Origin of the sequence: Corallococcus sp. bb12-1, from assembly GCF_026626765.1 — a bacterium.
In the GTDB taxonomy this organism is placed as follows: domain Bacteria; phylum Myxococcota; class Myxococcia; order Myxococcales; family Myxococcaceae; genus Corallococcus; species Corallococcus terminator.
Map to the genome: position 1 here is coordinate 287738 of NZ_JAPNJZ010000012.1, position 26611 is coordinate 314348.

Consider the following 26611-nt stretch of genomic DNA (forward strand, 5'->3'; position numbering starts at 1 on the left):
GATGGGGCCTGGAAGTCACCAGGCCCCGGAGCCGCCGCTCACACCGCGCCGTAGTAGCGCTGGTACACGGTGGTGAGCGTCACCCCTACGGAGAGCAGGATGAAGCCGGCGATCAACACCGGCTTGAGCCGCGCCAGCGCGCGCGGTGCCCAGGCGGGCGGGGCCAGGGCCACCACCAACAGGGGCGCATAGGGCAGCAGGTAGCGGCCCTGCACGCCGTCCACGCGGTCCGCCCCCGGGGGCGTCCACGCCAGGTAGAGCATGGCCTGGATGGCGAGCACGCCCGCCACGGCGACGCCCAGCGCCACCACGCGCACGCGCCAGCCCACCGTGGGCGAAGGGGCCGCGTCCAGCGCCATCACGCCCAGGAGCAGCGCGCCCAGGCCCAGGAGCGCGGGCCTCGGCACCGGGGTGTCCAGCCAGCCGAACACGCCGCCCGCCTGATGAAGGAAGTCCGGCAGTCGCATCCAGAAGTCCGAGACGAGCACCCCCATCACCTGGAAGGGGTGCGCGCGGACGTGGGCCACCTGCGCCACGACTTCGCTCGGACGGAAGATGTCCCGCACCGTGCTGGACCACGCGAACTGGAGCAGCGCGGGGACGGCCACGATGGCGACGGCGGCCAGCGCATAGCGCCCAGGCGTCCCCATCCGGGTGAGCGGCAGCAGCAGGAACACGAGTGACAGGGGCAGGTAGGCCTGCTTGCACAGGGCCACGAACACCGCGCTCAAGAGCAGCAGGCCCAGCTGCTTCGCCCCGAGCGGCCCCGGGTGCGCGAAGGTGTAGTGCAGCGACAGCGCCAGCAGCAGCAGGCACGCCGACAGGGTGATGGGATCCGCGGACACGGAGGCCCGCTGGAACAGCACCATGGGCGTGAGCGCCAGCAGCGCGAAGGCCCACCGCTGGAAGGGCATCAACCGCAGCGCCAGCGCCGTGAGCGCCAGCGCCACCAGCACGTTGCCCAGCCGGCCCGCCCACAGCACCACCACCGGCGGCGCCTCCAGGATTCGCGCGGGCGCCATGCCCAGCGACTGCGGGAAGTACACCAGCGGGAAGTAGATGGCGGACGCGGCGAAGTGCCACTCCACGGTGTCCCGGGGCGCGAGCGCGGTGTGCATGGCGTCGCGCAGGCGCTGCCGGTCCTGCCGCACGTTGGCGTGGCCCCCGACGCCCTCCGACACGTGCTCCGCCACCTGGATCACGCTGCGCGGAAGCTGACCGCCCGCGGACGCTGTCGGCAGCCGCGTGGCCGTCAACTGGCCCTCGGAGACCTGGTACGCGCGGTAGAAGTGCGCCGGTTCGTCCGCCACCTGGAACGGTGGCGTGAGGAAGCTCAGCACCCCGCCCAGCACGGCGGCCACGATCAGGAAGACGTTGATGGGCGCGATGAAGAACGGACGCAGGGAAGACGGGGTCGGCGAAGACGCGAGCATGGATGGGAAGTCGTTCCGCGAAGGCTCAGGCGGCGTGGGGGTCGTGCCGGGCGGCGGCGGGGACGGAGTCGGGGCGGGGCAGGGGGCGCGTGAGGCGCTCATGCTCCGCGGAGGTGAGCAGGGCCACCTCCTGCGCCAGCCGCTTGAGCTGCTGGCGCTGCTCCGCCACCTGGAGGCTCAGCCGGTACACGACCCACATCAGGGCCGACAGGGCGAGGAAGAAGAGGGCCGAGGGCGCGTAGTAGATGCCCATGGCCGACGCCAGCGTGTCGATGCCGTGGCGCCACAGGGACAGGCCCGCGATGGTCGCCGAGACGAGCAACCACGCGAAGGTGTGACGCTCGCTGGTGCGCCGGCCCCGGGCCGACCACAGCACCGTGAACGCGAAGGCGGCCGCGAAGGCCACGCCAATGAGGCTGGAGCGAAGCATGGGCATCAGACGGGACGGACCCGCTCCATGAGCAGGGCGAAGGACACCTTCGCCATGTAGAACGCCGACTTCCACGGCGTCAGCGAGCTGGTGCCGGTGAGGCGCGGCCGCATGCGCACGGCCACCTCCGCGATGCGGAAGCCCTGCCGCGCCGCCATGAGGACGCTCTCGGGTTCCGGGTAGTCGTGGGGGTGGGTGCGCGCGAAGAAGCGGATGGCCTGGGGTCCGAAGCCCCGGAAGCCGGAGGTCGGGTCGGTGATGCGCTGGTGGCTCAGCGTGGACAAGAGCCCCGCGATGAACCGGTTGCCAAAGCGGCGCAGCCACGTGGAGCGGAAGCTCGTGACGCCCGCGAACCGGCTGCCGATGACGAGCTCCACGCCGGACTGGAGCGCTTCGCGCAGGGCGGGGACGGACGCGGGGTCATGCTGGCCGTCGCCGTCCATGCGGATGACCTGCGCGTAGCCATGCCGCGAGGCATAGAGCAGGCCGCTCGCCTCGCCCGCGGCGACGCCCAGGTTGAAGGGGTGGGTGAGGACGTGCGCGCCCGCGGCCCGGGCGTGGTCCGCCGTCTGGTCCCGCGAGCCGTCATCCACGACGAGCACGTCCAGGTCCGGCAGGGCTTCACGCAGCTCCGCCACCGTGGAGCCAATGCATTCCTCTTCGTTGTAGGCCAGCAACACGATGAGGCCCCGTCGGGTGTCCATGCTTCCCACTCCTGTCTCGTCGGGGCTTCTACCGTCTACCACCCGTGCCGAACAACCCTCCTACCCCCTACGCCCGAGCCTGCCCCACGCGCGCGATGAAGATCCAGGCGTCCTGCAGTCGCAGGCCCTCCGCCACGGCGCCCAGTCCCTGGCCTGCCAGGGTGACGAGCGGCCGGGGGAGCCGTCGTGCGGCGTGGGCCCGGTCGGCGAGGCTGCCCGCCTCGAAGTCCAGGTCGCCGAAGGCGTCCACCGGTTCCAGGCCCACGCGCCGCAGCAGGGCCTCCATGGAGGCCCGGGTGAAATAGCTCTCGTGCGGAGGGAAGGAGCCGCACTGGTACAACTGCTCCAGGAGCTGGGGCGTGCCCAGGCCGGCCATCACCCGGGAGACGCGGTACAGCAGGCCGCTGGCCACGGGCACCTTGAGCACCACCCACTCCAGCTCCGGAGCGAGCTGGCCGACGAGGTGGCGCACCATGTCCGCCAGGTGGGGGCCCGGGAAGTGTTCCACCACGTCCAGCAGCGTGAGGATGCGCGGGCGGAACGGCAGCGCCTCCAGCGGCAGGGGCCACCGTCCCCCTTCGGGCAGGGCCAACTGCACGGAAGGGATGCCCGCGTCGCGCAGCAGGTTCACGGACAGCTCGGAGATGTCCGCCCCCGCGAGCTCCGTCACGCCCGCGTCGCGGCAGCCTTCCAGGAACCAACCCCGGCCCGCCCCGAAGTCCAGCAGCCGGGCGGGCTGGGGCACGTGGCGGCGCAGGCGCTCGACGATGGCGCGGGCCTGTCGCTGCCGCGTGGCGCGCAGCGAGTCCATGAAGCCGCCGCTGTCGTACTGGGCATGGTAGTCGGCCGTGTTGCGCGGAGCGCGGTGCGCAGCGGCGCGGTGGCCGCAGCGTGCGCAGGTCTCCACGTCCAGCCGGGCGCCCTGGAAGGTCGGCTGGAGCGTCTGGGAATCACAGGCAGGACAGGCAGGGGACGTCATGGTGGCCGACACCCTACCTCTCCTCGTGACGCCAGGCGATGTCTGTCCATGCCCGGAGGCTACCGGCCACGGCGCCTGGACTTGCCGCGAGGCGGCTGCGCGCCCGTGTCTTCCCCGGAGGGCTTCGCGGGGGGCTCGACCTCCGGAGTCCTCGGAGGCAGGTGGGCGTCAAGCTGCTCCAGCCGCTTCTCCACTTCCTGGCGCCACAGCGTCTGCGTGCGCGCATGCACGCGCTGGTGTTCATGGATGAGCGCGAGCGCGTCCAGGATGGCTTCGTTGAACTCCACCTGACGCCGGAGCGCTTCATTGATGAAGGGCTGGAACGCGAGCCGGAAGGCGCGCTTGGCCATCACCAGCGCGGGGCCCACCACGGGCCGGTGGGACGACGGCGCGTCCGCGTAGCGCGCATCGCGCTTGATGCGCGCGCCCTCCAGGAAGGGGGGCCACGCGGCGGCGGAGGGTTTTTCGTGGGTGGCGGCGAAGCGCTGTCGGAGCGCGTCCACGGCGTCCGGCCTGGGCGTCGGAAGCTGGCGCAGGGACTCGGTGATCTCCTCCGCGGTGGGCCGGGTGCTGATGAGGTCTTCAGCGCGCATGCGTGCGTCCTCCCGCTTCCAGGGCCTGGGCCACATCCGTCGCGAGCGCGTCCACGTCCGCTCCGGGGGACAGCTCCCACAGGCGGGCGCCCAGCGCCTGCCGCACCCCTTCGTCCGGCGCGCGGCGGGTTTCCCAGACGCCGCCCGCGACGGTGCGGGAGTGGAGTCGGGTCACGGTCCGCCGCGCCACCTCTTCATCCGCGCCCGCGAACAGCACGGGGCCGGTGGCGCAGCACACGGCCGTCTCCAGGGACGAGGACGGGGGCACGTCCTGGCCCTCGCGCGACGCCGGCTCATCCGGGGTGAAGTGCCACACCGACGCACCGTCGCTCCGCGCCTCTTTCGGCGCCAGTTGCAGCGGCATCACCTGGCGGCGCACCGTCCAGAGCCTCGCGCCGGGCAGCCGGTCCACCACGGCGCGCGCAAGGCGGGACATGGGCGCGTCAGGCGCGGTTTCGAAGCCCGGGCACACCACCGTGGGGCCGTCGGGGCCGCGCTTCTCGCGCGCCGGGGCCCGGCCCTCCAGGAAGGGCGCCAGGGCCTCGCGCAAGCGTCGGGCGACCGTCTCCTGATTCAACGGGGCCAGCCGCTCGCGCTGGGCGTCCACCACCCGCGCTCGCAGGGCCGGGTCGCGCTCCAGCACCGCGAGCAGCCCGGCCACCTCCACGGGGTCGTCCGTCAGCGTGGTGAGGCCCGCGCCGCCCATCGTCTCCGGCACCGCCGCGGCGCCGTACGCCACCACGGGCACGCCCCGGTACATGGCCTCCAGCAGGGGCACGCCGAAGCCCTCGTGGCGGCTCATGGAGAGGTAGGCCGTGGCGGAGGCGAAGCACGCGGACAGCTGGGCCGAATCCACCCGCCCCAGGAAGACGACGCGGTCGGGGCCCAGTTGCTCGCGCAGCGCGAGCACGGAGGCGTCATAGGGGGCGCTGTTGGACAGCGTCCCCGCCACCAGCAGCCGGCTGCGCGGCTGGTACAGGCGCTGGTACGCGGTGAAGACGCGCAGCACGTCCTCCAGGCGTTTGCTGGGCACGGTGCGGCCCACGAAGAGGATGTTCGCGCACCCGTCATCCATCTGCGCCCGGAGCGCGGGATCCGCCGGCACGTTGAACGCGTTCCAGTCCACCGCGAAGGGCAGCACCGCCGCGTCCCGGTAGCCCGCGGCGGTCAGCTCCTCCGCGCTGAAGTGCGAGTAGGCCCAGGCGTGCGTCACGTGGTCGCGCAGCGCTCGCAGCTCCTCGCGCGCCACCGTGCAGCCGCTCGCCACGTGGCGGTCCGAGCCCTCGAAGAACCGGGCCGGCGTGACGTTGTGGTACAGCAGCGCCTTGCGCCCCTTCGCCCGGGCCACGATGGGGACGAGCCGCGACGCGAAGCTGTGGTGGATGAGCAGCGCGCTGTCCGCGTCCGCCTCGCGCGGGTAGTCGTGGGCGGGCCGCACCTGATCGCGGCAGGACTCGTCCCACTGGTCCGCGTAGATCTCCGAGGCGAAACCCCACCCGCGCAGCAGGTCCCGCAGGTAGCGCACCTGATTGCCCACGGCGTCGCCCCAGGCCAGGCGCGCTACCAGCTGGTGGACCCTCCCGACGCTCGGGGAGGCGGTCCCTCGCTTGCTGTTCCAGAGGCTCACGTTGGCCATGGCGTTTACAACCGGCACGCACCGGGGACAAGTGGGCGCGGCCTTGCCTTGACGGGGCTCCCCTGCCTCCGCTACGGAGGGCGCTTTCTCCTGCGTCCGAGTGGTGGCTTGTCAATGAACGTCCTGGTGACAGGGGGCTGCGGCTTCATCGGCTCCAATCTGGTGAAGTACCTGCGTCGCGAGCGGCCTGACTGGAAGATCGTCAACCTCGACAAGCTCACCTACGCCGGCAACCTCGAGACGCTCGCCGACCTGGAGGGGGATCCCCAGCACGTCTTCGTGCGCGGCGACATCGGCAACCGCGAGCTGGTGGAGCACCTCCTGGTGCAACATTCCATCGACGCGGTGATGCACCTGGCGGCGGAGAGCCACGTGGACCGCTCCATCCTGGGGCCGGAGATCTTCGTCACCACCAACGTCCTGGGCACCCAGCAGTTGCTGGAGGCCAGCCGGGCGAGGGGCGTGAAGCGCTTCCTGATGGTGTCCACCGACGAGGTGTACGGCTCGCTGGGGCCCACGGGCGCGTTCACGGAAGCCTCGCCGCTGCAGCCGTCCAGCCCGTACTCGGCGTCGAAGACGAGCTCGGACCTGATCGCGCTGGCGTACCACCACACGTTCAAGATGGACGTGGTGGTGACGCGCTGCTCGAACAACTACGGCCGCTACCAGTTCCCGGAGAAGCTCATCCCGCTGATGGTGGTCAACGCGCTCCACGACAAGCCGCTGCCCGTCTACGGCGACGGCGCCAACGTGCGCGACTGGCTCCACGTGGAGGACCACTGCCAGGGCCTGCTGGTGGCGCTGGAGAAGGGCCGGGCCGGCGAGGTCTACAACATCGGCGGCGGCTCCGAGCGTCGCAACATCGAGATCGTCAAGGGCATCCTGGGCCTGCTGGGCAAGCCCGAGTCCCTCATCCAGTACGTGGCGGACCGGCCCGGGCATGACCGGCGCTACGCCATCGACCCGGCGAAGATCCGCGCGGAGCTGGGCTGGAAGGCGAAGCACACCTTCGAGCAGGGGCTGGCGGACACGGTGAAGTGGTACGTGGAGAACCGCGCGTGGTGGGAGCGGGTGACGAGCGGCGCCTACCGCCAGTACTTCGACACCCAGTACAAGACCCGTCTCCAGGGGCGGGGCTAGGCCATGCGCCTTCTCGTCACGGGGGCCAACGGTCTGGTGGGCAGCCGCGTCTGCGCGCTGCTGACCGAACAGGGACACGACGTGGTCGGGCTGGGGCGAGGCCCCCGGCGCACCGGCGGAACGCACCGGTACGTGGAAGTGGACCTGACGCGCGAAGCGGACGTGGCCGCGGCCATCGCCACCGCCGCGCCCGAGGTGATCATCCACCCCGCGTCCATGACGGAAGTGGACGCGTGTGAGAAGGACCCGGAGGCCGCCTTCGCGGCGAACGTCACCGCCACGGCGGCGGTGGCCCGGGGCGCCCGCGCGCTGGGCGCGCACCTGGTGCACGTGTCCACGGACTACGTGTTCGACGGGGATGCGGGCCCGTACGCGGAGGACGCGCTGCCGAACCCGAAGGGCGTGTACGCGCTCACCAAGCACATGGCGGAGCAGGCGGCGCGCACCTTCGTTCCGGGCTGCGCCATCGCGCGCACGGCGGTGGTGTACGGCTGGCCGGCGGCGGGCCGTCCCAACTTCGGCGCCTGGCTGGTGGGCGCGCTGGAGAAGGGGCAGCCGGTGAAGCTGTTCGAGGACCAGGTGGTGTCCCCGAGCTTCGCGGACAGCGTGGCCGCGATGCTGGCGGAGCTGGGCGTGCGGCGGCTGGGCGGGGTGTGGAACACGTGTGGTGGCACCGTCATCGACCGGGTGGGGTTCGGCCGGGCGCTGTGCGAGGTGTTCGGCTTCGACGCGTCGCTCATCACGCCCACGCGGATGGCGGACCTGAAGCTCGCGAGCCCCCGGCCGCTGCGCAGTGGCCTGACGACGGACAAGGTGCGGGCCCAGTTGGAGGCGAAGCCGCTGGCGCTGGCCGAGTCGCTGGCGCGCTTCCACGCGGCGTGGAAGGCGAACCGTCCCGTTTGATCATCCGCGCGTGGCGGCCGTCCGCGCGCATTCTCGTCCGCGAACCTTCCCGGGGATTTCAGTCCGGGGGCGTGGAACGCAGGGAGCATCCATGAAGGGAATCGTTCTGGCCGGCGGCTCGGGCACGCGCCTGTATCCGCTGACGCGCGTGGTGAGCAAGCAGCTGTTGCCCGTCTACGACAAGCCGATGATCTACTACCCGGTGACGACGCTGATGCTGGCGGGCATCCGGGAGATCCTCATCATCTCCACGCCGCAGGACCTGCCGCGCTTCCGCGAGCTCTTGGGCGACGGGGAGCAGTGGGGCGTGCGCTTCCAGTACGCCGAACAGCCGAAGCCGGAAGGGCTGGCGCAGGCCTTCGTCATCGGCCGCGACTTCGTGGGCAAGGACCCGGTGTCGCTCATCCTGGGCGACAACATCTTCTACGGCCACGGCATGGGAGAGCTCACGCAGCGGGCCTCGCGCCGCACGCACGGCGCGACGGTGTTCGGCTACTACGTGAAGGATCCGGAGCGCTACGGCGTGGTGGAGCTCAACGCGCAGCGCCAGGCGGTGAGCATCGAGGAGAAGCCGCTGAAGCCGAAGTCGCACTACGCCGTCACCGGGTTGTACTTCTACGACAACCAGGTGGTGGACATCGCCGCCAACCTCAAGCCCGGCCGGCGCGGTGAGTATGAAATCACCGACGTGAACGCGGAGTACCTGCGGCGCGGAGAGCTCAACGTGGAGCTGATGGGCCGCGGCTACGCGTGGCTGGACACCGGCACGCACGAATCGCTGATGCAGGCGTCCAACTACATCGAGATCATCGAGCGCCGGCAGGGCCTCAAGGTGGCGTGCCCGGAGGAGATTGCCTTCCGCATGGGCTACATCGACGACAAGCAGTTGGCGGCGCTGGCGGAGCCCATGCGCAAGAACGAATACGGTCAGTACCTGTTGGATCTCATCGAGAACCGGGGAGCGGTGTCGTGAAGGTCACCCCCCTGGAGCTGCCCGAAGTCCTCCTGGTGGAGCCGAAGGTGTTCGGCGACGACCGGGGCTTCTTCCTCGAGTCGTACCACGCGAAGCGCTACGCGGACGCGGGCATCACGGGCCCCTTCGTGCAGGACAACCTGTCGCGCTCTTTGAAGGGCACCCTCCGGGGGCTGCATTTCCAGGAGCCGAACGTGCAAGGCAAGCTGGTGCAGTGCCTGTCCGGCGCGGTGTGGGACGTGGCGGTGGACGTGCGGCGCGGCTCGCCCACGTTCGGCCGCTGGGTGGCGGCGGAGCTGTCGTTCGAGAACAAGCGGCAGCTCTGGGTGCCCCCGGGCTTCGCGCACGGCTTCTGCGTGCTGAGCGACTCCGCGGACTTCTTCTACAAGTGCACCGCGCTGTACTCGCCGGAGACCGAGCGGAGCGTGCTCTGGAATGATCCCGACCTGGCCATCCCCTGGCCCGTGAGCGCGCCGCTGCTGTCGGGCAAGGATCAGCAGGCGCCCCGGCTGAAGGACGCCCCGGTCCTGCCCGCTTTCTGACGTCTGGAGCAGGCAGCCAGGCATGAAGCAGGGGCTTGCCATCCCGTCCTCCGTGCGCGGTAAGCAGGCAGGGAGGCAGGCGACTTCTACGAGGAGGAAGCCAGTCAGGGGATGGAATGCCCAATCTCTTCCGAGCAGTCGTGGCGCACCTCGGAGGAGACGGCATGGTTTTGCCCGGCAAGGGAATGAGCTGGAAGGAGTTCTTCAAGTCCCTCAAGGCCGAGTGGGCGCGGGACAACGTGGGCAATGTGGCGGGGGCGCTGACGTTCCAGGGCATCCTCGCGCTGTTCCCGTTCCTGCTGTTCCTCGTGTCGCTTGCGGGCGTGTTGATTGATCCGCATCAGGCGCAGCAGCTGGTCCAGGAGCTGTCGCGCGTGGCGCCGCAGGAGGTGACGAAGATCCTGGGTGAGCGCCTGGAGGCGCTGGCGAGCAGCAATCCGGTGGGGCTGCTGACCATCGGTGGCGTGGGCGCCATCTGGGCGGCGTCGGGCGGCATCGTGGCGCTGATGGAGGCGCTCAACACGGTGTACGGCGTGGAGGAGAAGCGCCCGTTCTGGAAGAAGCGGGGCATCGCGCTCCTGACGACGTTGGGCACGGCGGTGACGGCGGTGTTGGCGGCCCTCGTCGCGGTCGCCACGCCGGCGGTGGCGAGCAGGCTGGGCGAGCCGCTGAGCACCGTCATCATGTGGCTGCGCCTGCCGGTGGCGGGGCTCCTGATGATGTGCCTGTGGGCGTACCTGTACTACGCGCTGCCGGACGTGAAGCAGAAGTTCAAGTTCATCACGCCGGGCTCGGTGGTGGGCGTTCTCATCTGGGTGGCCGCGTCGTGGGCGTTCTCCATGTACGTGGCGAACTTCGGCTCGTACGACGTGAACTACGGCGCCATCGGCGGCGTCATCGTGCTGCTCTTGTGGATGTGGATCTCCTGCCAGGTCATCCTGCTGGGCGCGGAGATCAACGGCATCCTGGAGCACAAGTCGCCGGACGGTAAGTCGCCGGGTCAGCGCGATCCGGATCAGGCTGGGCCGAACGTGACGAAGACGGAAGCGGAGGAGCAGGGCGCGGACCTGCCCGGCGCCACCGACTTCCGTCCCAAGCCGGTCGCGCCACCGTACACCACGGCGCCAGTGCCCCTGAGCAAGACGCCCCTGGCGTCCGCGGTGAAGGTGGCCGCGGGCGTGGGCCTGGGTGTGTTCCTGATGCGCCGCAAATCTCCGGCGCGGTAGGGCCTGGGCACGGTGTGGGGCGACGGCGGGCGGTCTTCCTCGCGGAAGGCCGCCCGTGGCCGTTTCAGGGCAAGGGCGTGGTGACGTAGTCCTTCCCGTCCGAATGGCAGCCGTGGCAGGAGTCGTGGGCGCGGCCGTAGTAGTTGTTGTCGTACTTCGGGCCGAAGCCCTCGTAGAAGATCCAGGTGTCCTTGCCGGCGCCGTCGGTGATCTTCACGTCCAGCGCGTGGCCCCGGAGCGTCTTGCCGTCGCTTTCGAACAGCTCCTTGACGAGGATGCTGCCCACCGGATGTGTGGCATTGCCGTCGCGCAGCGAACCCACGACGAGGTCGTTGAAGAAGACGCGGACCTTGCTCCCGTGGGGGGCGCGCGTTTCGTGGATGGTGGGCTCCGCGAGCCAGGACTTGTAGCGGCCGGAGCGCACGAAGTCGGTGATGCCCTGTTCGGAGGTGTCGAGTTCCTGGACGACGCCCAGGCCCTCGTCCACCGACGAGGAGGGACCACAGGCGCTGGCGAGTAGCAGGAGCGAGGTCAGCAGGAGGCGCGGGTGCATTCCCTGCGTTACGCCCGTGCGCCCGGTGTGGTTACTGGGGGCTGCTCAATGCTCTGAATAGGTGTGGGAGAGGACGAAGGTCAGCGAGCGCACCACCTCGGGGATGTCGATCTCGAACCAACCCCGATTCAAGTCCGCGGGGGTGACCTGGTAGTGGACGGTGCCGAACTCGTCGTCGAAGGAGAAGTCATCGACGTCGAAGATGGAGATCTCGATGGGGTTCTTGAGGAGGTTGGACGACACCACCTGGCAGCTTCCCGTGGACCAGCGAGGCTCCAGGCTCTGGACGGTTTCGGTGCGCGAGCGCTCAGCGGCGGAAGGGCAGCGCATCTCGACGACGACATCCGGCGGTGAGCCATCTGGATCCCACTCCGGATCCTCTTCGTCAAACGGGTCGTGGTCGAGGATGGAGGCGCGGATGGGCTGCACCCGGGTGCGCATCACGCCCACGATGCAGGCCTGCTGCTCCAGGTGACAGACCGAACCGCTGGTACAGCCCTCACATGCGGCGCCACCGTTCCTGGGGCCGCAGGCGTCATCGCCCTGGGGACGGATGCACTCGGCCTCCACGGTGCAGCACCCGTCCCGGCAATTGTCCGGAGTGCACTCCGAGGGACCGCAGGCGGGCAGCAGCAGCGCGCACGTCAGGGCGATGAGGAGGGAGGCGGGGCTTTTCATGAGGGCAACGGTGAAACCTAGCAGACCCGGGGCAAAGGACTTCAAGCCATGCCCCCTCAGGGCCGCATGAGGGCTCCCCATGGCGCGGTACAATCGAGGCTCATGGACGCCGCACTGACCGAGCGCTGGCTTACGCCTGACGGCCTCCGCCGACGTGAACGGCTGGTGGCATTGGGACTCCGTGGGCCATGGCGCGAGGTCCTCGTCGGGTTTCCGGGCGTGGGCGCGTTGGATCCCGCGGTGGGAGACCTGCGGGGCATCGACCTGACGCAGGAGGAGTTACCCGGCGCGGACCTCGTCCGGGCCCGCCTTGATGGTGCTCGGCTGGATGACTGCGGCCTCATCGAGGCCCGGCTCGACCTGGCCACGCTGTCGGAGGCGTCGCTCACCTGGGCGCGTATGGACCGCGCCAGCCTGCTCGGGTGTGTGGCCTTGGGAGCGAGTTGGGACGATGCCTCGTTGGAGGGGGCGGTTCTCACGGCTTCCAACCTGACCCGGGGTTCCTTCCGCCGCACGCGACTCCGGGGAGCGCTGTTGACCGCGACGACGCTGCTGAAAGCGGACCTGCGTTGCGCGGACCTCCGGGGCACGGAGATCTCCTGCTGCGACATGGAGGAGGCACGTGTCGCGGGCGTCCGCACGGACCGTCCCCGGACCTATGCGCGGGAGACCTGGAACCAGGCCACGATTCGCGCCCTTCTGGGGAGCGGATATCCCTCATTCCTGGATGCCATCCTGTTGTGGCCCGGGCCGATGTCGTTTCGGGGGCTCACCCAGGGGGCGGAGGTGCTGCGGAACGTGGAGGCAGGAGTGGAGGCAAGTCCTGGGGTGGATGCGGAGATCCTCGCTCTGTTCCAGGATGAGCCGTATCCCTTGCATTGGGTGGGCGCGGTGGCGATGCTGATTGGGGGCGCACGCAAGGAGACCCTGGATGCGCTGTGGTCGAGGCTCGACAAGGGCCGCGTGGCGCATCCACAACTCGTGGTGGTCGCGCTTCTCGTGGATCCAGCCTTCGAAGCGAAGGCCCGCACCCGGCTCGATGCGCCGAGCCGATTGGGTCCCGAGGTGCTCGCCAACCTTGCGTGGGCGCTCTCGCAGCGGACCGGCCATGCGGTCAATCCGAGCGCCACGACGAGAACCTGTCAGCGCTGGTTCGACAGCCTCCGAAAACAGATGGACCCGCGCATCCAGGCGCAATGGATTCCTTTGGCGGGGCAGTGACTCACTTGCTCCAACGCAGCAGTTTCGCGCGAGCCGTGTCGGACAGCTGGGTCACCACGAACTGTTCGAGCAGCGAGGGATCCGGCTCCTTGCGCACGGGCTCCACCATGAAGTCCCACGTCTCGAAGTCGTCCGCCTCCTGGAAGAGGATCAACCCCACGCCCATGCGCTGCGCTTCCGACGTGAGCCGCGCGATGTCCGTGTCGTCTGGGTTCTCGGGCGTTTCGAACAGGGCGAAGGCATGCGTGGCCGTCCTGGCGTGCGCGGCGGCCTCGAAGACCCCGGTGATGTTGAACTGCCAGCTCGGCTTGATTTCGAAGGTCCAGATGTCGAAGGTGCGACCGGGCCAGTGGGTGAAGGTCCGCATGCTGATGGCGGTGATGTCGGGGCGGGTCCACACGCCCCCCGTCTTCTTTCCCCCCTGGTTCGCGGTGATCTCGATGTGGAAGTCGTGCAGCCCGCGCTCCTTCGTCCACTTCTCGTGCAGCACTTCCAGGCATGGGGCGTAGAGGTCAACCTCCGCTCCCTCCTCGGGCTCGGGAGGAAGCTCCACGAGGCTGCCGCTGAAGGCATTCGTGTCAGAGGGTTTGATCTCCTTGACGATGTTGACGCTGCCGCCGCGCCCCCGGCCTCGGAGGATCTGTCCATCCTCGATGAGCTTCTCGCGCAGCCGCCAGTACTCTGATTCAGACCAACCCAATTCATTCATCAGGCTGGTGTTGCCGGAAGAGCCCCCGTTCTTGATCAAGACCTCGAGGAACTTCCGGCGCTGGGAGTCATCAACGGGGCGTCCTGCCATGGGAAGGTCTCCTTGCTTGACAGCCATCAAGCCACAGCCAGGATGGATTTGCTTCGCTCCTCCTCAAGGAGCGCCAACGTCTTGCGGTACTCCGCTGCTTCCGCGAGCTGGGTCAGCTCGAACTCCCCGTGGTGCTTGCGCACGGTCGCGGCGATCTCCTCCAGGCTGACGCGGAAGAACTCTTTGCGCTCGTTGATGCGATTGACGCGCCGGTCCGTGAAGGCGCGGTGCAGTGCGTTCTCCAGCGCGGGGGCATCCGAGGTCCGGATGATGGCATGCACGTCAAACTCGAAGGGGACGGAGGCATCCCCCAGCTCGTCGATGCGGTCCTGTGGCACCAGCCTTCGCGTCATCCCCAGCTTGTAGACGCCCTCTCCGAAGGAGCCGATGTTGGAGATGACGTAGACGTGCCCCGTCCGCGTGAGCTGTGCCTGGGAGATGGCCCGTTGCTTCTCCATGTCCTCGGCCACCCGACGTTCCAACTCCGCGATGCGCTCCAGCATCCGCTGCTGCTCGGGCCCCTTGGCCTTCTCGTAGTCCAGCCGGGCCCGGGCCAGGGCGTCCGCATCGCGCTTTGCTTCACGCTCCGCTTCCAGCTTCGCCTTCTCCAACTCCCGCTGGGCGGTCTCTTCCTCGCGCATCTGCTCCCGGATGCGGCGCTGCTCGTCCCGCTCCTGCTGCACCTTCTCCGAGTACTCGTACGCCAGGAGCAGCTCATCCCGCTTCAGCTTCACGTACTTGCGCACGATGATGCACTGCTGGATCTCCGTCAGGCTGTTGATGGCCGCCGCCGCCTTCTCCAGGCGCGTCTCCATGGCCTTCACGTTCTTGTACGTCACCTTCGCGATACAGGCGTCCGCCTCGCCATTGAAGGCGCGCAGCATCAGCTTTAGCGTCCGCTCCGTCTGCTTCCTGCCTTCCGCCTTGCTGCCGTTGACCTCCCACTCCAACGAACACGTCGCTGCCTGCTTGTCCTTCAACATCTGTTTCTGGGCTTCGCGGAGCGTCTCCAGCCGGTCCTCGTACTCCTTCACCGAGGACAGGGCATACACGGGCTTGTAGAAGCCGAAGGAGAGCAGGACGGCCTCCTCCTCCAGCTCCTTCAGCTCCGTTTTCAATCGGCCGATGCCCGATTCCAGCCCCGTGCGCTCCGTGTTCGCCTGGAGCCGCCGCGCCTCCGCCTCCGACATGGCCCGTTTCGCGGCCTCCGTCGTCCGGGTGGCTTCGTCGCGAAGGCGTGTCAGCTCCGCCTTGGCCCGCGTCTGTTCCGCGGCGACGGCCTGCTCGACGTCCGCCTTCGCCTTCGCGAGCTGGGTCTCCACCCGCTTCTGCTCCGCCGCGAGAGTGGTGTCCGCCTCACTCCGGGCCCGGGCAAGCTCCTCCTGGACGCGCTTCTTCTCCGACGCCATGGCGGCGTCCGCATCCGTGCGCGAGCGGGTCAATTCCTCCGCGACGCGGCGTCGCTCGGCTTCCAGGTCCAGGATGGGTTTGAAGCGCTCCTGGACCACCCGGAGCTGAACCCGGGTCCGGAACCACAGTCCTACGAAGAGCAGGGCCAGCGCTCCAAGCCCGATGGCAATGATTGTCATGGATGTCCCCCCACCGAAGCGGGAAAGTCTAACTCAGGCACTCAGCGAACGCATCTGGCCCTCGGCGGGAGGGTCGTTGCGGACCACCTTGGGCCGCTCCGCCGTGTCCTCTTCGCGGAGCAGTGTGTCGATGCGCGCGACGATGCGCGCGACCTCTTCCGCCGGCGAGCGGAACCAATCCGTGGACCAGATGCGATGCAGCCGCCACCCCAGCCCCGTCAACACCTGGTCTCTCAGCCGGTCGCGATCCCGGGCGGAGCGTGAGCTGTGATAGCGCTCTCCGTCACACTCCACCCCCAGGATGTAACGGCCGGGATGGCGGGGATGCCGGATGGCCAGATCGATGAAGTAGCCCGCGACGCCCACCTGCGGCACGACTTCGTACTGGTGCGCCGCGAGCGCCTTCGCCACCGCCACCTCGAAATCCGAATCCGGAGGGCGTCCGCTTCCGACGCCGTGGGCCACGAGCGCACCCTGGGCCTCGAACAGGTAGCGCTGCAGGACGCGCATCCCCCGGGGGCTGCTCTCCTGCACCTTGAGGTCTGATGGCTCAAACGACGCGAACACCGTCAGCGCGGACCGTGCCCGCGTGAAGAGCACGTTCAAGCGCCGGTACCCGTCCGCCTGGTTGATGGGGCCGAAGTTCTGCCGGAAACGGCCGTCCCGATCCTTGCCGAACGTCACGGAGACGAAGATGGCGTCGCGCTCGTCGCCCTGGACGTTCTCCAGGTTCTTCACATCGAAGGGATTGGGCGTTTTCGCCCAGGACGCCAGGAAGGCCGCGAGTCTGGCGTCCTTCTTCTCTTCCGCCAGCACCAGCGTATCGATGAGCTCCCGCTGCTTCGAGTTCAGCGTGACGACCAGCAGGCTCTGCTCGGGTCGGGTGTGCGCGTGCTGCCGCACCGCCTCCACCACCGCGCGGGCCTCGGGCTCGTTGCGGTTGGACTCATAGAGTCCGTTCTCCACCCGCACGAAGCGGACCCCCAATCCTTCCATGTGCTGTCCGGGCGCGGGAAAGACAATGAGGTCTCCGTTGTAGAACTCCCTGTTGCTGAAGGAGATGAGCGCCGGGTGCCGGGAGCGGTAGTGCCAGCGCAGCATGCGCATGGGGAATCGTCGCGCGGCGGCCACCAGGATGCTCTCCGACTCATCCAGGAGGGACGGACCTCTTGCCTCCTCCGGGTCCGTGACTTCTTCACCCGTGTCTTCGTCATCCCGTTCGAGCTGCGCGAAGAAGCTCGTGGGCGGAAGCTGCTCCGGGTCTCCCACCACCACCAACTGACTGCCGCGTGCGATGGCGCCCAGCGCGTCTTCCGGACGGAGCTGGCTGGCCTCATCCATCACCACCAGGTCGAAACGCAGGTGCCCGGGCGGCAGGTATTGGGACACGGACTGCGGACCCATCATGAAACAGGGCATCAGCGCCTGAAGCGCGCTCCCCGCGCGTTGCACCAGCTCCCGGATGGAGACGTGTCGCTGCTTCTTGCCCAGCTCATGCTGGATGAGCTGAACCTCCGTCAGGCCCGCCACCTTCTGCGAGTGCACGCCCTGCGGCACCGGTCGGCGGCTGAGCTGATGTGCCAGGTTCGGTCCCTGCTGCCCGATGAGCTGTGCATCCAGTCGCGCGAAGTCCTCACGCTGCGCGGCATGCACGGCGCCCGTGAACTGATCGAGCTCCGGCTGTTCCCTCAAGACGGACTCGGCCAGGGACCGGAAGAAGACGGCGTCGAAAGCCGCGAGCAGCTTCGTCGCCAGCGCCGGCCGGGCGTCGATCCGCTCCAGGAACGCGGTGGTGGAGCGCAGGCGCGTTACCGCGTGCCGGTGTCGCTGGTACGCGGCCCAGGCGGGGAGGGTGCTCGCGCGCTCCAGTGCCCGGTGCAACCGCCGCATCGTGGCCGTGAGCGGTGCCTCGGAGGCCGCGTCCTCCCAGGTTCCGGGCTCCATGCGTCCCAGCTCCTGCGCCCGTACCGTCGCGTCGCGGTAGTCCCGCAGTCGGGCTTCCACGTCGCGGCTTCGCGCCACCAGGCCTGCATGGCGACGTGCCGTGTCCTCCCGGAGCAGCCAGTCCGCGAAGCCTTCGGGAAGAGGGGCCGCGAGCACGTCATCCACGTAGCGCGCGAGCGCCCGGGGGCCGGCCGTGAGCGTCTTCCTTCCCTGGGACTCCGCGCCCAGCAACGCGGACGCCACCGTGTGGTCCTTCAGTCGCTCCGCTGCCTCGCACGCTTCGCGCACGGTGCGCACCTGGGCCTGGAACTGGACCAGGGACAGTGAAGGCGGCGCAGCCGCCCGGCGAGCCTGGTCCAGGACCTCTCCCAGGTGGACGCGGAGCGCTCCCAGGCTGGATTTCACCTGGGACGCGGGGTTGGTGTTCCACGAACTCTTCCGCAGGTGCATGCGCGTGGCGGCTTCCTGCACCGCGTCGCTCACGTTCCGGGCCTGGAGGTGGGCATCCCCCTGGACCGAGGCCTTGGCGATCGCCTCGCGCCAGCGGTTCGCGGGCAGCTCCAGGGCCATGCGCGCCAGGGGCTCGACGCTGGCGCCCATGGGACGCAGCAGCGCTTCCACCTTCCGCCAGACCTCCACCCAGGCGAGGAGCCGATCAAAGCGCGTCGCGGTCCCCTGGAAGCGCTCGCCCAACAGCTCTCGCAAGGACGCGTCCGCATGGAAACGCTCACGGGCGGCGTGATGCGCCAGCAGATCGTTGTACCCGAGGATCAGCAAGGGCCGTGTCGGCCGCAGACCATGGGCCATGGCCTGGAAGTCGCGCCGTGCAAAGCGCCACCCCCGCGACAGCCACGGGATGAACGGCGCGGTCGACACGGCGACGGCGTGCGCCTTCAGCGTCTCCAGGCAGGGGACGAGTTCGGGCATGAAGCGGACGGCGAGGGCTCGCGACTGTTCATCCAGGTCGTCGCGGGTGCGCGCCGCGCTTCGCAGCAGCTCCTCCGCCGCGGGCGTCACCCAGCACGCATCGCGCCACTCCAGGACGCCGTCGTCCAGCTCCGCCATCGCGTCCACGACCCGCGCGAGCGTCTGGATCATCACGGGCGACAAAGGCCCTTCGAGCCCCAACACGGGAGCGAGTCCTTCCGCGAACGCCAGTCCCTGATCCACCGCCGCCAGCGCGTGCTCCACCGCGTCGCGTGCCCGCACCACGGTGAGCAGCGGAGTGTCCGGGGTGAAGAGCCGCAGGCTGGTGTCCAGCACCGCCTCCGCGCCCTTCAGGGCCTCCACGGTCAGGTCCTCGCGGGAACGCCAACCGGCCTCCAGCCCCGCCCACTGCCGTTGCATCAACTCGACGGCATCCAGGAACGAGCGCAGGGCTTCGCGGTTCGCTGCCTCCAGGAGGGCGCACTGAAGGCCAGGACGTGGTGGGGTCGGGGGCTCGGGCAGCAGTCGCACCGCGCTCACGAGGGCGTCCGCCGCGAGGGCGCTGTTCCGTAAGGCCGTTCCCGTGAGCGGGGCCAGCGCCGCCAGGGACTGCTCCAGGCCCAGCGCGGCTTCCTTCCATGCGGTGGTCCGCTCGATGAGCGCCTGGCAATCCCCAGCACTCAGGCTGGGATTCCTGATTCCGGACCAGGGATGTTCGGAGGGCAGGGGCGCGACGCGGAGGATGTCCTTGAACTGAGCCGCGAGTCCCCGGAGCGCCTCGTGCACCTCCTCCAGGGTCGAGGGAGAAACGCTCGCGGCCGCCTCGATGCGCACGTCCTTGAGCGCCGCGATGTCATCTCCCAGCTCCGTTTCGGCCCGGCCCACCCTCCAGAAGATGTCGTGCGGCGTCAGCCCCAGGCCTCCCTGGACCGAATGCAGTCGTTCGGTGTGCGCGCGCAGGATGCCCATGGCATGCGTGACCTGGGCGCCCAGGGAGCCTGTCGCGACCGGCGTGGGCCGTTGTTTCAGCCGTCTGCGCAGGTCCTCCATGAACTGCTGCTTCTGGGTCTTGTGGCTGTGCAGCTCCAGGCAGAAGTCGCCCAGCCCTGCCTGCTGGAGCCGTCGGGAGACGACCTCCAGGGCGGCCATCTTCTGGGTGACGAACAGCACCGTCTTGCCCGCGGCCAGCGCCGCGCCAATGAGGTTGGTGATGGTCTGGGACTTCCCCGTGCCCGGTGGGCCCTGGACCACCAGACTTTCGCCCCGCAGCACGTCCACCAGCACGCTGTGCTGGCTGCTGTCCGCGTCCGTGATGAGCGGAGGGATTTCCGGCGCGAGTGCCGGTGAGTCCAGGTCATAGACATCGCTCCGGCGCTCCGCGATGGCTGGTAAACGCCCGCTCGCGGACTCCTTCTCCTGTCTGGCACCCAGCAGGGTTCGGACCTGGGGGCTGGCCAGCAGGGGGCTCGCTTCGGGCCATCGACCCGGCTCCAGGTCCCGCCACATGAGCAGCCGTCCAAAGGACAGCAACGTCAGGGTGACCTGCCGCTCCAGTTTCCACCCAGGACGCAAGTCCGCCAGGAGCGTGCTCACCTTCGCGAAGTACGCCTCCAGCCCTTCGTCCGCATCGAAGGGGGGCAGGGTGATGCCGAACTCCTGCCGCAACTTCTCCTGGAGCGTGAGGTTGAGTTCGATGGACTCTCCCTCGTTGTAGTCCACCTCGTAGGCGTGGACCTGCGTCCTCGCATCGGGTGCGTTGCGCCGGAGGCTGACAGGCATCAGCACCAGGGGCGCGCTGCGCGGTTTCTCCCGCGCGACATCCCCGGGCTCGTACCAGCGCAGGAATCCGAAGACGAGGTGGAGCAGGTTCGCTCCCGTCTCCTGGATGGCGGTCTGCGCGAGTCCCTGCAATTGACGCAGCTGGGACTCCAGCTCCTCCGGAAAGTAGAGCGTCTGGACGTGGCGGTCCTGGTGCTTGCGCGGACCGGCCGCGCTGTCCGTCGAGGCCAGAGGCAGTTCGAAGCGGGTGTCGATGCCCAGCCGTTCGGCCTCCTGGGTCGCCAGCCGTTGCCGGGACACGGGGGGCGCGATGGTCTCCATCGTGAACACGCCGGGGCGGGGCTCCTTCGCGGGAGCTTCGCGTTCGGGCTCAGGCACTGGCAGGAACGTGAGCGCGCGATGGTTGCTCAGTCGCTCGAAGATGACGCCGGGGAGTTCATCCACCAGCCGCAGCGATGTCCTCGCGGTGTGCCGGAAGTGGAGGAGCCGGTTGGATGCACTCAGGTCCAGGAGCCGCGTGCGCTGCCGTTCAAGCTCCTTCAGCAGGACCGGATCTTGCGGAGTCATCGGTGGGTGCCCCTCCCCGGGTCGTCACGCGAAGGGCGACCTGGCACTCCGGGTTCTGACGCATCCGGCGCGGCGGGGGCATCCCCCGTGAGGGGTATGGACACGCCACGGAATTCAGCGTGGCGTCGTCCGGGGCGGAGGACTCAATCGCAGTTGTCGAACACCAGGATGCCTGGACCGTATGGGGTCAGCACGGGGACCCACGCCTCGGTGACTTCATCCAGGCGCTCCCGGTCCAGAGCCAGATGGAGCCTTTCGTCCGAGTTTTCATGAAGTTGTGTGCGCCACATCGGAACGCGGCTGACGAGTGCGGCCAGGTGCTCGAAACGCCAGGCACTCCAGTCCTCACGGACGTAGGGGTTGCCGCCGAACTCCTTCGCGAAGAAGGCGATGAGCGCCTTCTCCACGTCGAACAATTCGTCGACTTCGGGATCCGGGCTCGTATCGGTTGAATGAAGCAGCACGAGGAAGCCCTCCGCCGTTCGCTCACTGTTCCGGAGCCCGTCGCACTGGTGCCCATACACGACGCCCGTAGGGGCCTGAACGATGACGGCGAGTCCAAACGGCCGGCTGCCATCCGGGTTCAAGAAGACATAGTGGGGCGTCATGGCTCTCTCCTCGTAGCACCTCCGAACTCACGAAATTCGCCGCCTCGCTTCCGGAAGCTCCGGAGGCGGGCGGCGATGGGAACTCCGCTTGCGCGTGGCCTACCGGCGCTTCATGGCCGCGTCCGCGTGCTTCTCGCGGAACTCGGCGTAGGGGCCGTTGAAGTCGAGCACTTCCTTGCCCGCCTCCATGCTCCAGATGCGCGTCGCGACCTCGGAGATGAGCTCCTGGTCGTGCGTGACGACGATGACCGTGCCCTCGAACTTCTGGAGGCCTTCGGCCAGCGCCGCGATGGACTCCAGGTCCAGGTGGTTCGTCGGCTCATCGAGGATGAGCATGTTGTCCTGGGTAATCATCAGCTTCGACAGGAGCACGCGCACCGTCTCACCACCGGAGAGCGTGTCCGTGTTCTTCATCCGCTCTTCACCGGAGAACAGCATCCGACCCAGCACGCCGGAGATCTCCTCGTTCGTCAGCTTCTCGCTGATCTCCCGCAGGTAGCCGAAGCAGGTCGTGCCCTTGTAGATGACGCCGTGGTGGTCCTGCGGCAGGTAGCCCACCGACGCCTGGTGGCCCCAGGTGATGGTGCCCGCGTCCGGCTCCGTCTTTCCGGCCAGCATCTTCACCAGCGTGGACTTGCCCACGGCGTTGCGGCCGATGACGCAGATGCGCTCGCCCTTGCAGACGAGCCCCGTGAACGGCTTGATGACCTGCACGCCGTCGTAGGACTTCTTCAGGCCCTCGAACATCAGCGTCTGCCGGCCGCTGACCACCTTCTGATCAAACCGGATGAAGGGCCGCGCGATGTTCGAGCGCTTCAGGTCCTCCGTCTTCAGCTTGTCGATCTGCTTGATGCGGCTCTGCACCTGCGAGGCGCGCGTGCCGGCGTGGAAGCGCGCCACGAAGTCCTGCAACTGGAGGATCTTCTTCTTCTTCTCTTCCGTCTCCGACTCCACCCGGGTCCGCAGCTGCGACTTCTGCCGGACCATGTCGTCGTAACCACCCGTGTACTGGATGATGGTCTCGTAATCGATGTCCGCGATGTGCGTGCAGATGGAGTTCAGGAAGTGCCGGTCGTGGCTGATGGTGATCAGCACGCCCTCGTACTGGTGGAGGAAGGTCTCCAGCCAGCGGATGGAATCGATGTCCAGGTTGTTCGTGGGCTCGTCGAGCAGCAGTCCGTCCGGCTTGCCGAACAGCGCCTGCGCGAGCAACACGCGCAGCTTCAGGCCGCCCGTCAGCTGGCGCATGGGCTCTTCGTGGAACGCCACGTCGATGCCAAGGCCCGCCAGCAGCGTGGCCGCGTCGCTCTCCGCGGAGTAGCCGTCCTCTTCCGCGATGACGCCTTCCAGCTCACCCAGCCGGTTACCGTCCTCCTCGGTGATGTCGGACTTGGCGAGCAGCTTGTTCTTCTCGTCCATCGCCGCCCACAGGTGGCGGTTGCCCATCAGCACCACGTCCAGGACGCGGTCGTTCTCATAGCGGAAGTGGTCCTGGCGCAGGATGCCCAGCTTGCGGGGGCGGATGATGTCGCCCATGTCCTGCTCCTCGTCACCGGCGAGGATCTTCATGAAGGTGGACTTGCCGGCCCCGTTTGGACCGGTCAGGCCGTAGCGACGGCCCGGCGAGAAGGTGACGTTGACCTCCTCGAAAAGCTTCTTGGGCCCATAGGCCTTGGAGACGTTGATGACGTTGAACATGGCGGCGGCTTGTAGCGGAAATGGCGCGTCCACCAAAGACGCGCGGTGAATCGGAGCCCGGCGGCGTGCCGGAGGACCCAATGTAACCGCCGACACGCCCCGGAAATGCCGGCTTCCCGTCCCGTTTCCAGCCCGCTGGGTCCCGGTGACGGCCCCCAGCCCCCCGGTTCAGGTAGGGAAAACGGCGCCTTCCCCGGCGGAGGGTAGGGGGACGGCCTCCTGGAGACCGGGCGGGCGTCCCCAGGAAGCGGGTGCCTCCTGGGGGGCGCCACGGGTATAAGGCCCCGACAATGGCCGTCCGCTTCGAACTCCTGAACACCGACCCCACTGGCGCCCGTACGGGCATCCTGCACACCCGCAAGGGCTCCTTCCCCACGCCGATGTTCATGCCGGTGGCGACCCACGCTGGCTTCCGCCACCTCGGGATGGAGGAGGTGAAGGAGGCGGGCGCCAAAATCCTGCTCGCCAACACCTACCACCTGATGCTCCGCCCCGGCGCGGAGGTGTTCGAGCGCTTTGGCGGCATCCACCCGTTCATGGGGTGGGACGGCGCGGTGCTGACGGACTCGGGCGGGTTTCAAATCTTCTCCCTGCCGGAGGACCGGCTCATCACGGAGAAGGGCGCGCAGTTCCGCAGCTTCTACGACAACAGCCGGCAGCTCTTGAGCCCCGAGTCCAGCATCGCCATGCAGCAGGCGATCAACTCGGAGATCATGATGGTGCTCGACGTGTGCATCGACTCGCGCACGGACGAGGCGGGCACGCGCGAGGCCATGGAGCGCACCCACCGCTGGGCGGTGCGCAGCCTGGCCGCGAAGGAGAAGCGCTCCACGGGCCAGGCGCTGTTCGGCATCGTCCAGGGCGGCGTGCATCCGGCCCTGCGTGACGCGAGCGCGGAGTTCCTCACGAAGCTGCCCTTCGACGGTTTCGCCATCGGCGGGCTGGCGGTGGGAGAGACGAAGGTGGAGCGCGACACGATGACCGAGCGCGCCACCGCGTCCCTGCCGCAGGACAAGCCCCGCTACCTGATGGGCGTGGGCACCCCCACGGACTTGCTGGAGGCGGTGCTGCGCGGCGTGGACATGTTCGACTGCATCATCCCCACCAAGATGGCGCAGCAGGGGTACGCGTACACGTTCCAGGGCCTGGTTCGCATCACGCGCACGGCGTACCGGCTGGAGGATGGGCCGCTGGATCCGGAGTGCGACTGCTACGTGTGCAAGCGCTACACGCGCGGCTACCTCCAGCACCTGATGCGCGGCAAGCACCACCTGGGCTCGCGCTTCCTGTCGGTGCACAACGTGCGGCACTACCAGAAGCTGATGGAGCGCATCCGCGAGGGCATCCTGCGCAACGGCTATGCGCAGACGTACCGTGAGCTGAAGTCCGCCGTGGCCACGCCCAAGGACCTGAAGGACGAGGCCGCCGCCACCGCCGTCACGTTGAAGGACGTGGGCTGAAACCCGGCGGGTTCGCGGGCGCGTGGTTCGTCGCCCGCCCACCGGCCGGGATGTCTCGCATGGGGCAGGGATGCGCGGTGGGGTGGGACCTGACGGGTTAGCCTGCGGGACCCCGGGCGCAGAAGGTGGCCCGGCTCCCACCGTCGCATGGACCCCCGCGTCGCAAACCTCCTGAGCCACGTTCGCGCGCAGGCCGAGAACCGGCCCGGCGTGTACCGCATGTCCGGTCCCTCGGGCGAGCTGCTCTACGTGGGCAAGTCCGTGCGGGTGCGCACGCGGCTGTTGTCGTACTTCCGCGCGGACGAGGGCGAGAAGGCGGCGGAGATCATCGCGCAGGCGCACCGGGTGGAATGGGAGTACACGGCCAGCGAGTTCGCGGCGCTGCTGCACGAGTTCCGGCTCATCAAGAGCCACCGGCCGCTCTACAACGTGGAGCACAAGAAGGACCGCGCGCACTGCTTCCTGCAACTCACACGGGAGGCCGTGCCCCGGCTGCGCGTCGTGGGCCAGCCCGGTGGCAGCGGGAGCGCGGAGTACTTCGGGCCCTTCCACGGCCGGCACACCATGGCGGACGTGGTGCGCGCCGTGAACGACCTGCTGGAGCTGCGCGACTGTCCCTCCGACACGCCGATGCGGCTGGCGGATCAGTTCCAGCTCTTCCCCATGAAGGACGACCCCCGGTGCATGCGAGGGCAGACGGCGCGGTGCCTCTCTCCGTGCGCGGCCGGGTGCACGCAGGCGGAGTACCTGGAGCGCGTCTCGTTGGCGCGGGCGTTCCTGAACGGGGAATCAGACCGGCCGCTGGTCATCCTGCGCGAGCGCATGGCGATGGCGGCGCGGCGGCTCCAGTTCGAATACGCGGCGGAGTTGCGCGACCGCGCCGAGCGGCTGGAGAACGTGCGGGCGTGGATCGTCGAGCTGGGCCGGACGTTGCGGCGCCTGTCGTTGGTCTACACGGTGCGGGGACAGCTCGGGGGCGAGGACCGGACCTACGTGCTGCGCCGGGGACGGATTCGCGCGGAGGTTCCGACGCCCCAGACGCCGGAGGAACAGACGGCGCTGGATGCGCGGGTGCGGGACATCTTCGCGCTGCCGGAGCCGGAAGCGATTGGCCTTCGGGCGCAGGAGGCGCAGGAGGTGATGCTCATCGCGAAGTGGTTCCGCCTGCATCCCGAGGAGTTGGAGGGCACGGTGCCTGCTTCGGCGCGCACCGGCACCGGCGAGGCCTCCGAGGAAGTCGCGGAGGCTCGGGTCGCGCTGGCTCGGACGCTGGATCGCACCGTGGAGGGGCCGGGTGGAGGGGAAGAGGGGGCGGTTGTTGAAGACAGTGCCGTCTAGCGCAGTTGGTACAGCTCGCCCGCGAGCATCTTCTTTTTCTCTGTCCGTCTCATGCCGGGAAGGTGGTCATGCGCCGCGAACCCCGTTCCCCGTGGGGAGGCAGGGGCTGGTGTTGAACAACCGGCGCGCAAGGCGCGGGCGGACCGGATGACACCGGACCGGGGGGCCGGCGAGGATGACGGACATGAGGATGGAACCGGTCGAGGAAACGCTGGAGCGCATCCGTCGCGAGGTGGCGCGGACGCCGGACGGCGTGCTGGCCTTCGATGGGGACGGCACGCTGTGGAGCGGAGATGTGGGGGACGACCTGTTCCTCGCCCTGCTGGAGCACGGCGGCGTGCGGCCCGAAGCCCGGGGGGCGCTGGAGCGGCTGGGAGCCCGGCATGGCGTGGAGTCGCATCCGGATGCGGTGACGCTGGCGCGCGGCCTGTTCAAGGCCTTCGAGGCCGGACGGCTGCCAGAGAAGGACACCTACGAGATGATGGCGTGGGTGTTCGCCGGCTGGCAGGCGGATGAAGTGCGCGGCTTCGCCCGCGAGGTGGTGGCGCGGCGGGGCGTGGCCGGGCGCATCCATCCGGAGGCCCGCCGGGTGGTGGAGTGGGCGCGGAGCCAGGGCGTGGACTGCTACGTCGTCAGCGCGTCTCCGCGCGCGGTGGTGGAGGCCGCGGTGCGCGAGGTGGGCCTGACGGCGGAGTTCGTGCTGGCGTGCACTCCGAGAGAGGAGAACGGACGCCTGCAGACGTCCGTCTTCGAGCCCGTGCCCTACGGCCCCGGCAAGGTGAACTGCCTGAGGCAGGCCACGGACCGGCCGCTCTACGCCGCCTTCGGGGACAACGTGTTCGATCTGGATCTGCTCGCGGCTGCGCGAGTCCCGGTGGCCATCCGGCCCTA

At 68.9% G+C, this 26611-nt stretch carries 22 protein-coding genes; 9 read left to right on the plus strand and 13 right to left on the minus strand.

Annotation, left to right across the window (positions count from 1 at the left end; translation table 11 throughout):
* Positions 1–38: 38 nt before the first annotated feature.
* The 6 genes from OV208_RS16735 to OV208_RS16760 form a co-directional block, all read right to left on the minus strand.
* Positions 39–1433 carry a DUF2142 domain-containing protein gene (locus tag OV208_RS16735; RefSeq protein WP_267574823.1) on the minus strand — a complete coding sequence of 465 codons (1395 nt, stop codon included), beginning with the start codon at positions 1431–1433 and terminating at the stop codon, positions 39–41.
* 25 nt (positions 1434–1458) lie between these two features.
* Entirely contained in the window at positions 1459–1863 is a 405-nt protein-coding gene (locus OV208_RS16740) for a DUF2304 domain-containing protein (RefSeq protein ID WP_267574824.1), read from the minus strand.
* A 5-nt stretch (positions 1864–1868) separates the two neighbouring features.
* A complete protein-coding gene (locus OV208_RS16745; protein WP_267574825.1) occupies positions 1869–2567 on the minus strand; it encodes a glycosyltransferase family 2 protein in 699 nt (232 codons plus the stop codon).
* A gap of 67 nt (positions 2568–2634) precedes the next feature.
* Positions 2635–3558, minus strand: coding sequence for a class I SAM-dependent methyltransferase (locus tag OV208_RS16750; RefSeq protein ID WP_267574826.1), 924 nt, complete (start codon positions 3556–3558; stop codon positions 2635–2637).
* Between the two features lie 47 nt (positions 3559–3605).
* On the minus strand, positions 3606–4139 hold the full coding sequence (locus OV208_RS16755) for a hypothetical protein (RefSeq protein WP_267574827.1): 534 nt from the start codon (positions 4137–4139) through the stop codon (positions 3606–3608).
* Positions 4129–5775: a glycosyltransferase gene (locus OV208_RS16760; RefSeq protein WP_267574828.1), complete on the minus strand. Its 1647-nt coding sequence runs from the start codon at positions 5773–5775 to the stop codon at positions 4129–4131. Before OV208_RS16760 ends, OV208_RS16755 begins: the two co-directional genes overlap by 11 nt.
* A 114-nt stretch (positions 5776–5889) precedes the next feature.
* Between OV208_RS16760 and rfbB the strand changes: the two genes are divergently transcribed.
* From rfbB to OV208_RS16785, 5 genes are all read left to right on the plus strand, one after another.
* A complete protein-coding gene (gene rfbB / locus OV208_RS16765; protein ID WP_267574829.1) occupies positions 5890–6915 on the plus strand; it encodes a dTDP-glucose 4,6-dehydratase in 1026 nt (341 codons plus the stop codon).
* Between the two features lie 3 nt (positions 6916–6918).
* Entirely contained in the window at positions 6919–7818 is a 900-nt protein-coding gene (locus OV208_RS16770; RefSeq protein WP_267574830.1) for an SDR family oxidoreductase, read from the plus strand.
* A 91-nt stretch (positions 7819–7909) separates the two neighbouring features.
* Positions 7910–8791, plus strand: coding sequence for a glucose-1-phosphate thymidylyltransferase RfbA (rfbA, locus tag OV208_RS16775; RefSeq protein WP_267574831.1), 882 nt, complete (start codon positions 7910–7912; stop codon positions 8789–8791).
* Complete coding sequence (rfbC, locus tag OV208_RS16780; RefSeq protein ID WP_267574832.1) at positions 8788–9333, plus strand: dTDP-4-dehydrorhamnose 3,5-epimerase; 546 nt, start codon at positions 8788–8790, stop codon at positions 9331–9333. Before rfbA ends, rfbC begins: the two co-directional genes overlap by 4 nt.
* Before the next feature lie 164 nt (positions 9334–9497).
* Positions 9498–10559: a YihY/virulence factor BrkB family protein gene (locus OV208_RS16785; protein ID WP_267574833.1), complete on the plus strand. Its 1062-nt coding sequence runs from the start codon at positions 9498–9500 to the stop codon at positions 10557–10559.
* Between the two features lie 64 nt (positions 10560–10623).
* Here the strand turns inward: OV208_RS16785 and OV208_RS16790 are convergent, their stop codons facing one another.
* Together OV208_RS16790 and OV208_RS16795 are read right to left on the minus strand one after the other, a co-directional pair.
* Positions 10624–11112: a hypothetical protein gene (locus tag OV208_RS16790; protein WP_267574834.1), complete on the minus strand. Its 489-nt coding sequence runs from the start codon at positions 11110–11112 to the stop codon at positions 10624–10626.
* Between the two features lie 45 nt (positions 11113–11157).
* Entirely contained in the window at positions 11158–11790 is a 633-nt protein-coding gene (locus tag OV208_RS16795) for a hypothetical protein (RefSeq protein ID WP_267574835.1), read from the minus strand.
* 102 nt (positions 11791–11892) lie between these two features.
* Between OV208_RS16795 and OV208_RS16800 the strand changes: the two genes are divergently transcribed.
* Positions 11893–13011, plus strand: a complete 1119-nt coding sequence (locus OV208_RS16800) for a pentapeptide repeat-containing protein (protein ID WP_267574836.1) — start codon at positions 11893–11895, stop codon at positions 13009–13011.
* A 1-nt stretch (position 13012) separates the two neighbouring features.
* Here the strand turns inward: OV208_RS16800 and OV208_RS16805 are convergent, their stop codons facing one another.
* From OV208_RS16805 to OV208_RS16825, 5 genes are all read right to left on the minus strand, one after another.
* Positions 13013–13810 carry a hypothetical protein gene (locus tag OV208_RS16805; protein WP_267574837.1) on the minus strand — a complete coding sequence of 266 codons (798 nt, stop codon included), beginning with the start codon at positions 13808–13810 and terminating at the stop codon, positions 13013–13015.
* A 26-nt stretch (positions 13811–13836) separates the two neighbouring features.
* Positions 13837–15399: a DUF4041 domain-containing protein gene (locus OV208_RS16810; protein WP_267574838.1), complete on the minus strand. Its 1563-nt coding sequence runs from the start codon at positions 15397–15399 to the stop codon at positions 13837–13839.
* Between the two features lie 33 nt (positions 15400–15432).
* On the minus strand, positions 15433–20616 hold the full coding sequence (locus OV208_RS16815; protein WP_267574839.1) for a DUF4011 domain-containing protein: 5184 nt from the start codon (positions 20614–20616) through the stop codon (positions 15433–15435).
* 143 nt (positions 20617–20759) lie between these two features.
* Entirely contained in the window at positions 20760–21224 is a 465-nt protein-coding gene (locus OV208_RS16820) for a DUF6210 family protein (RefSeq protein WP_267574840.1), read from the minus strand.
* A 99-nt stretch (positions 21225–21323) separates the two neighbouring features.
* The gene (locus tag OV208_RS16825; RefSeq protein ID WP_267574841.1) at positions 21324–22922 is read right to left on the minus strand and encodes an ABC-F family ATP-binding cassette domain-containing protein; all 1599 of its coding nucleotides are present in this window, start codon (positions 22920–22922) and stop codon (positions 21324–21326) included.
* 290 nt (positions 22923–23212) lie between these two features.
* On the opposite strand from OV208_RS16825, the gene tgt reads away from it, so the two are divergent.
* The 3 genes from tgt to OV208_RS16840 form a co-directional block, all read left to right on the plus strand.
* Positions 23213–24382, plus strand: a complete 1170-nt coding sequence (gene tgt, locus OV208_RS16830) for a tRNA guanosine(34) transglycosylase Tgt (RefSeq protein WP_267574842.1) — start codon at positions 23213–23215, stop codon at positions 24380–24382.
* 219 nt (positions 24383–24601) lie between these two features.
* Positions 24602–25720, plus strand: coding sequence for a nuclease (locus tag OV208_RS16835; protein ID WP_267574843.1), 1119 nt, complete (start codon positions 24602–24604; stop codon positions 25718–25720).
* 184 nt (positions 25721–25904) lie between these two features.
* Positions 25905–26611: HAD family hydrolase (locus tag OV208_RS16840; protein WP_267574844.1), on the plus strand; the 707-nt coding region annotated here is incomplete at its 3' end.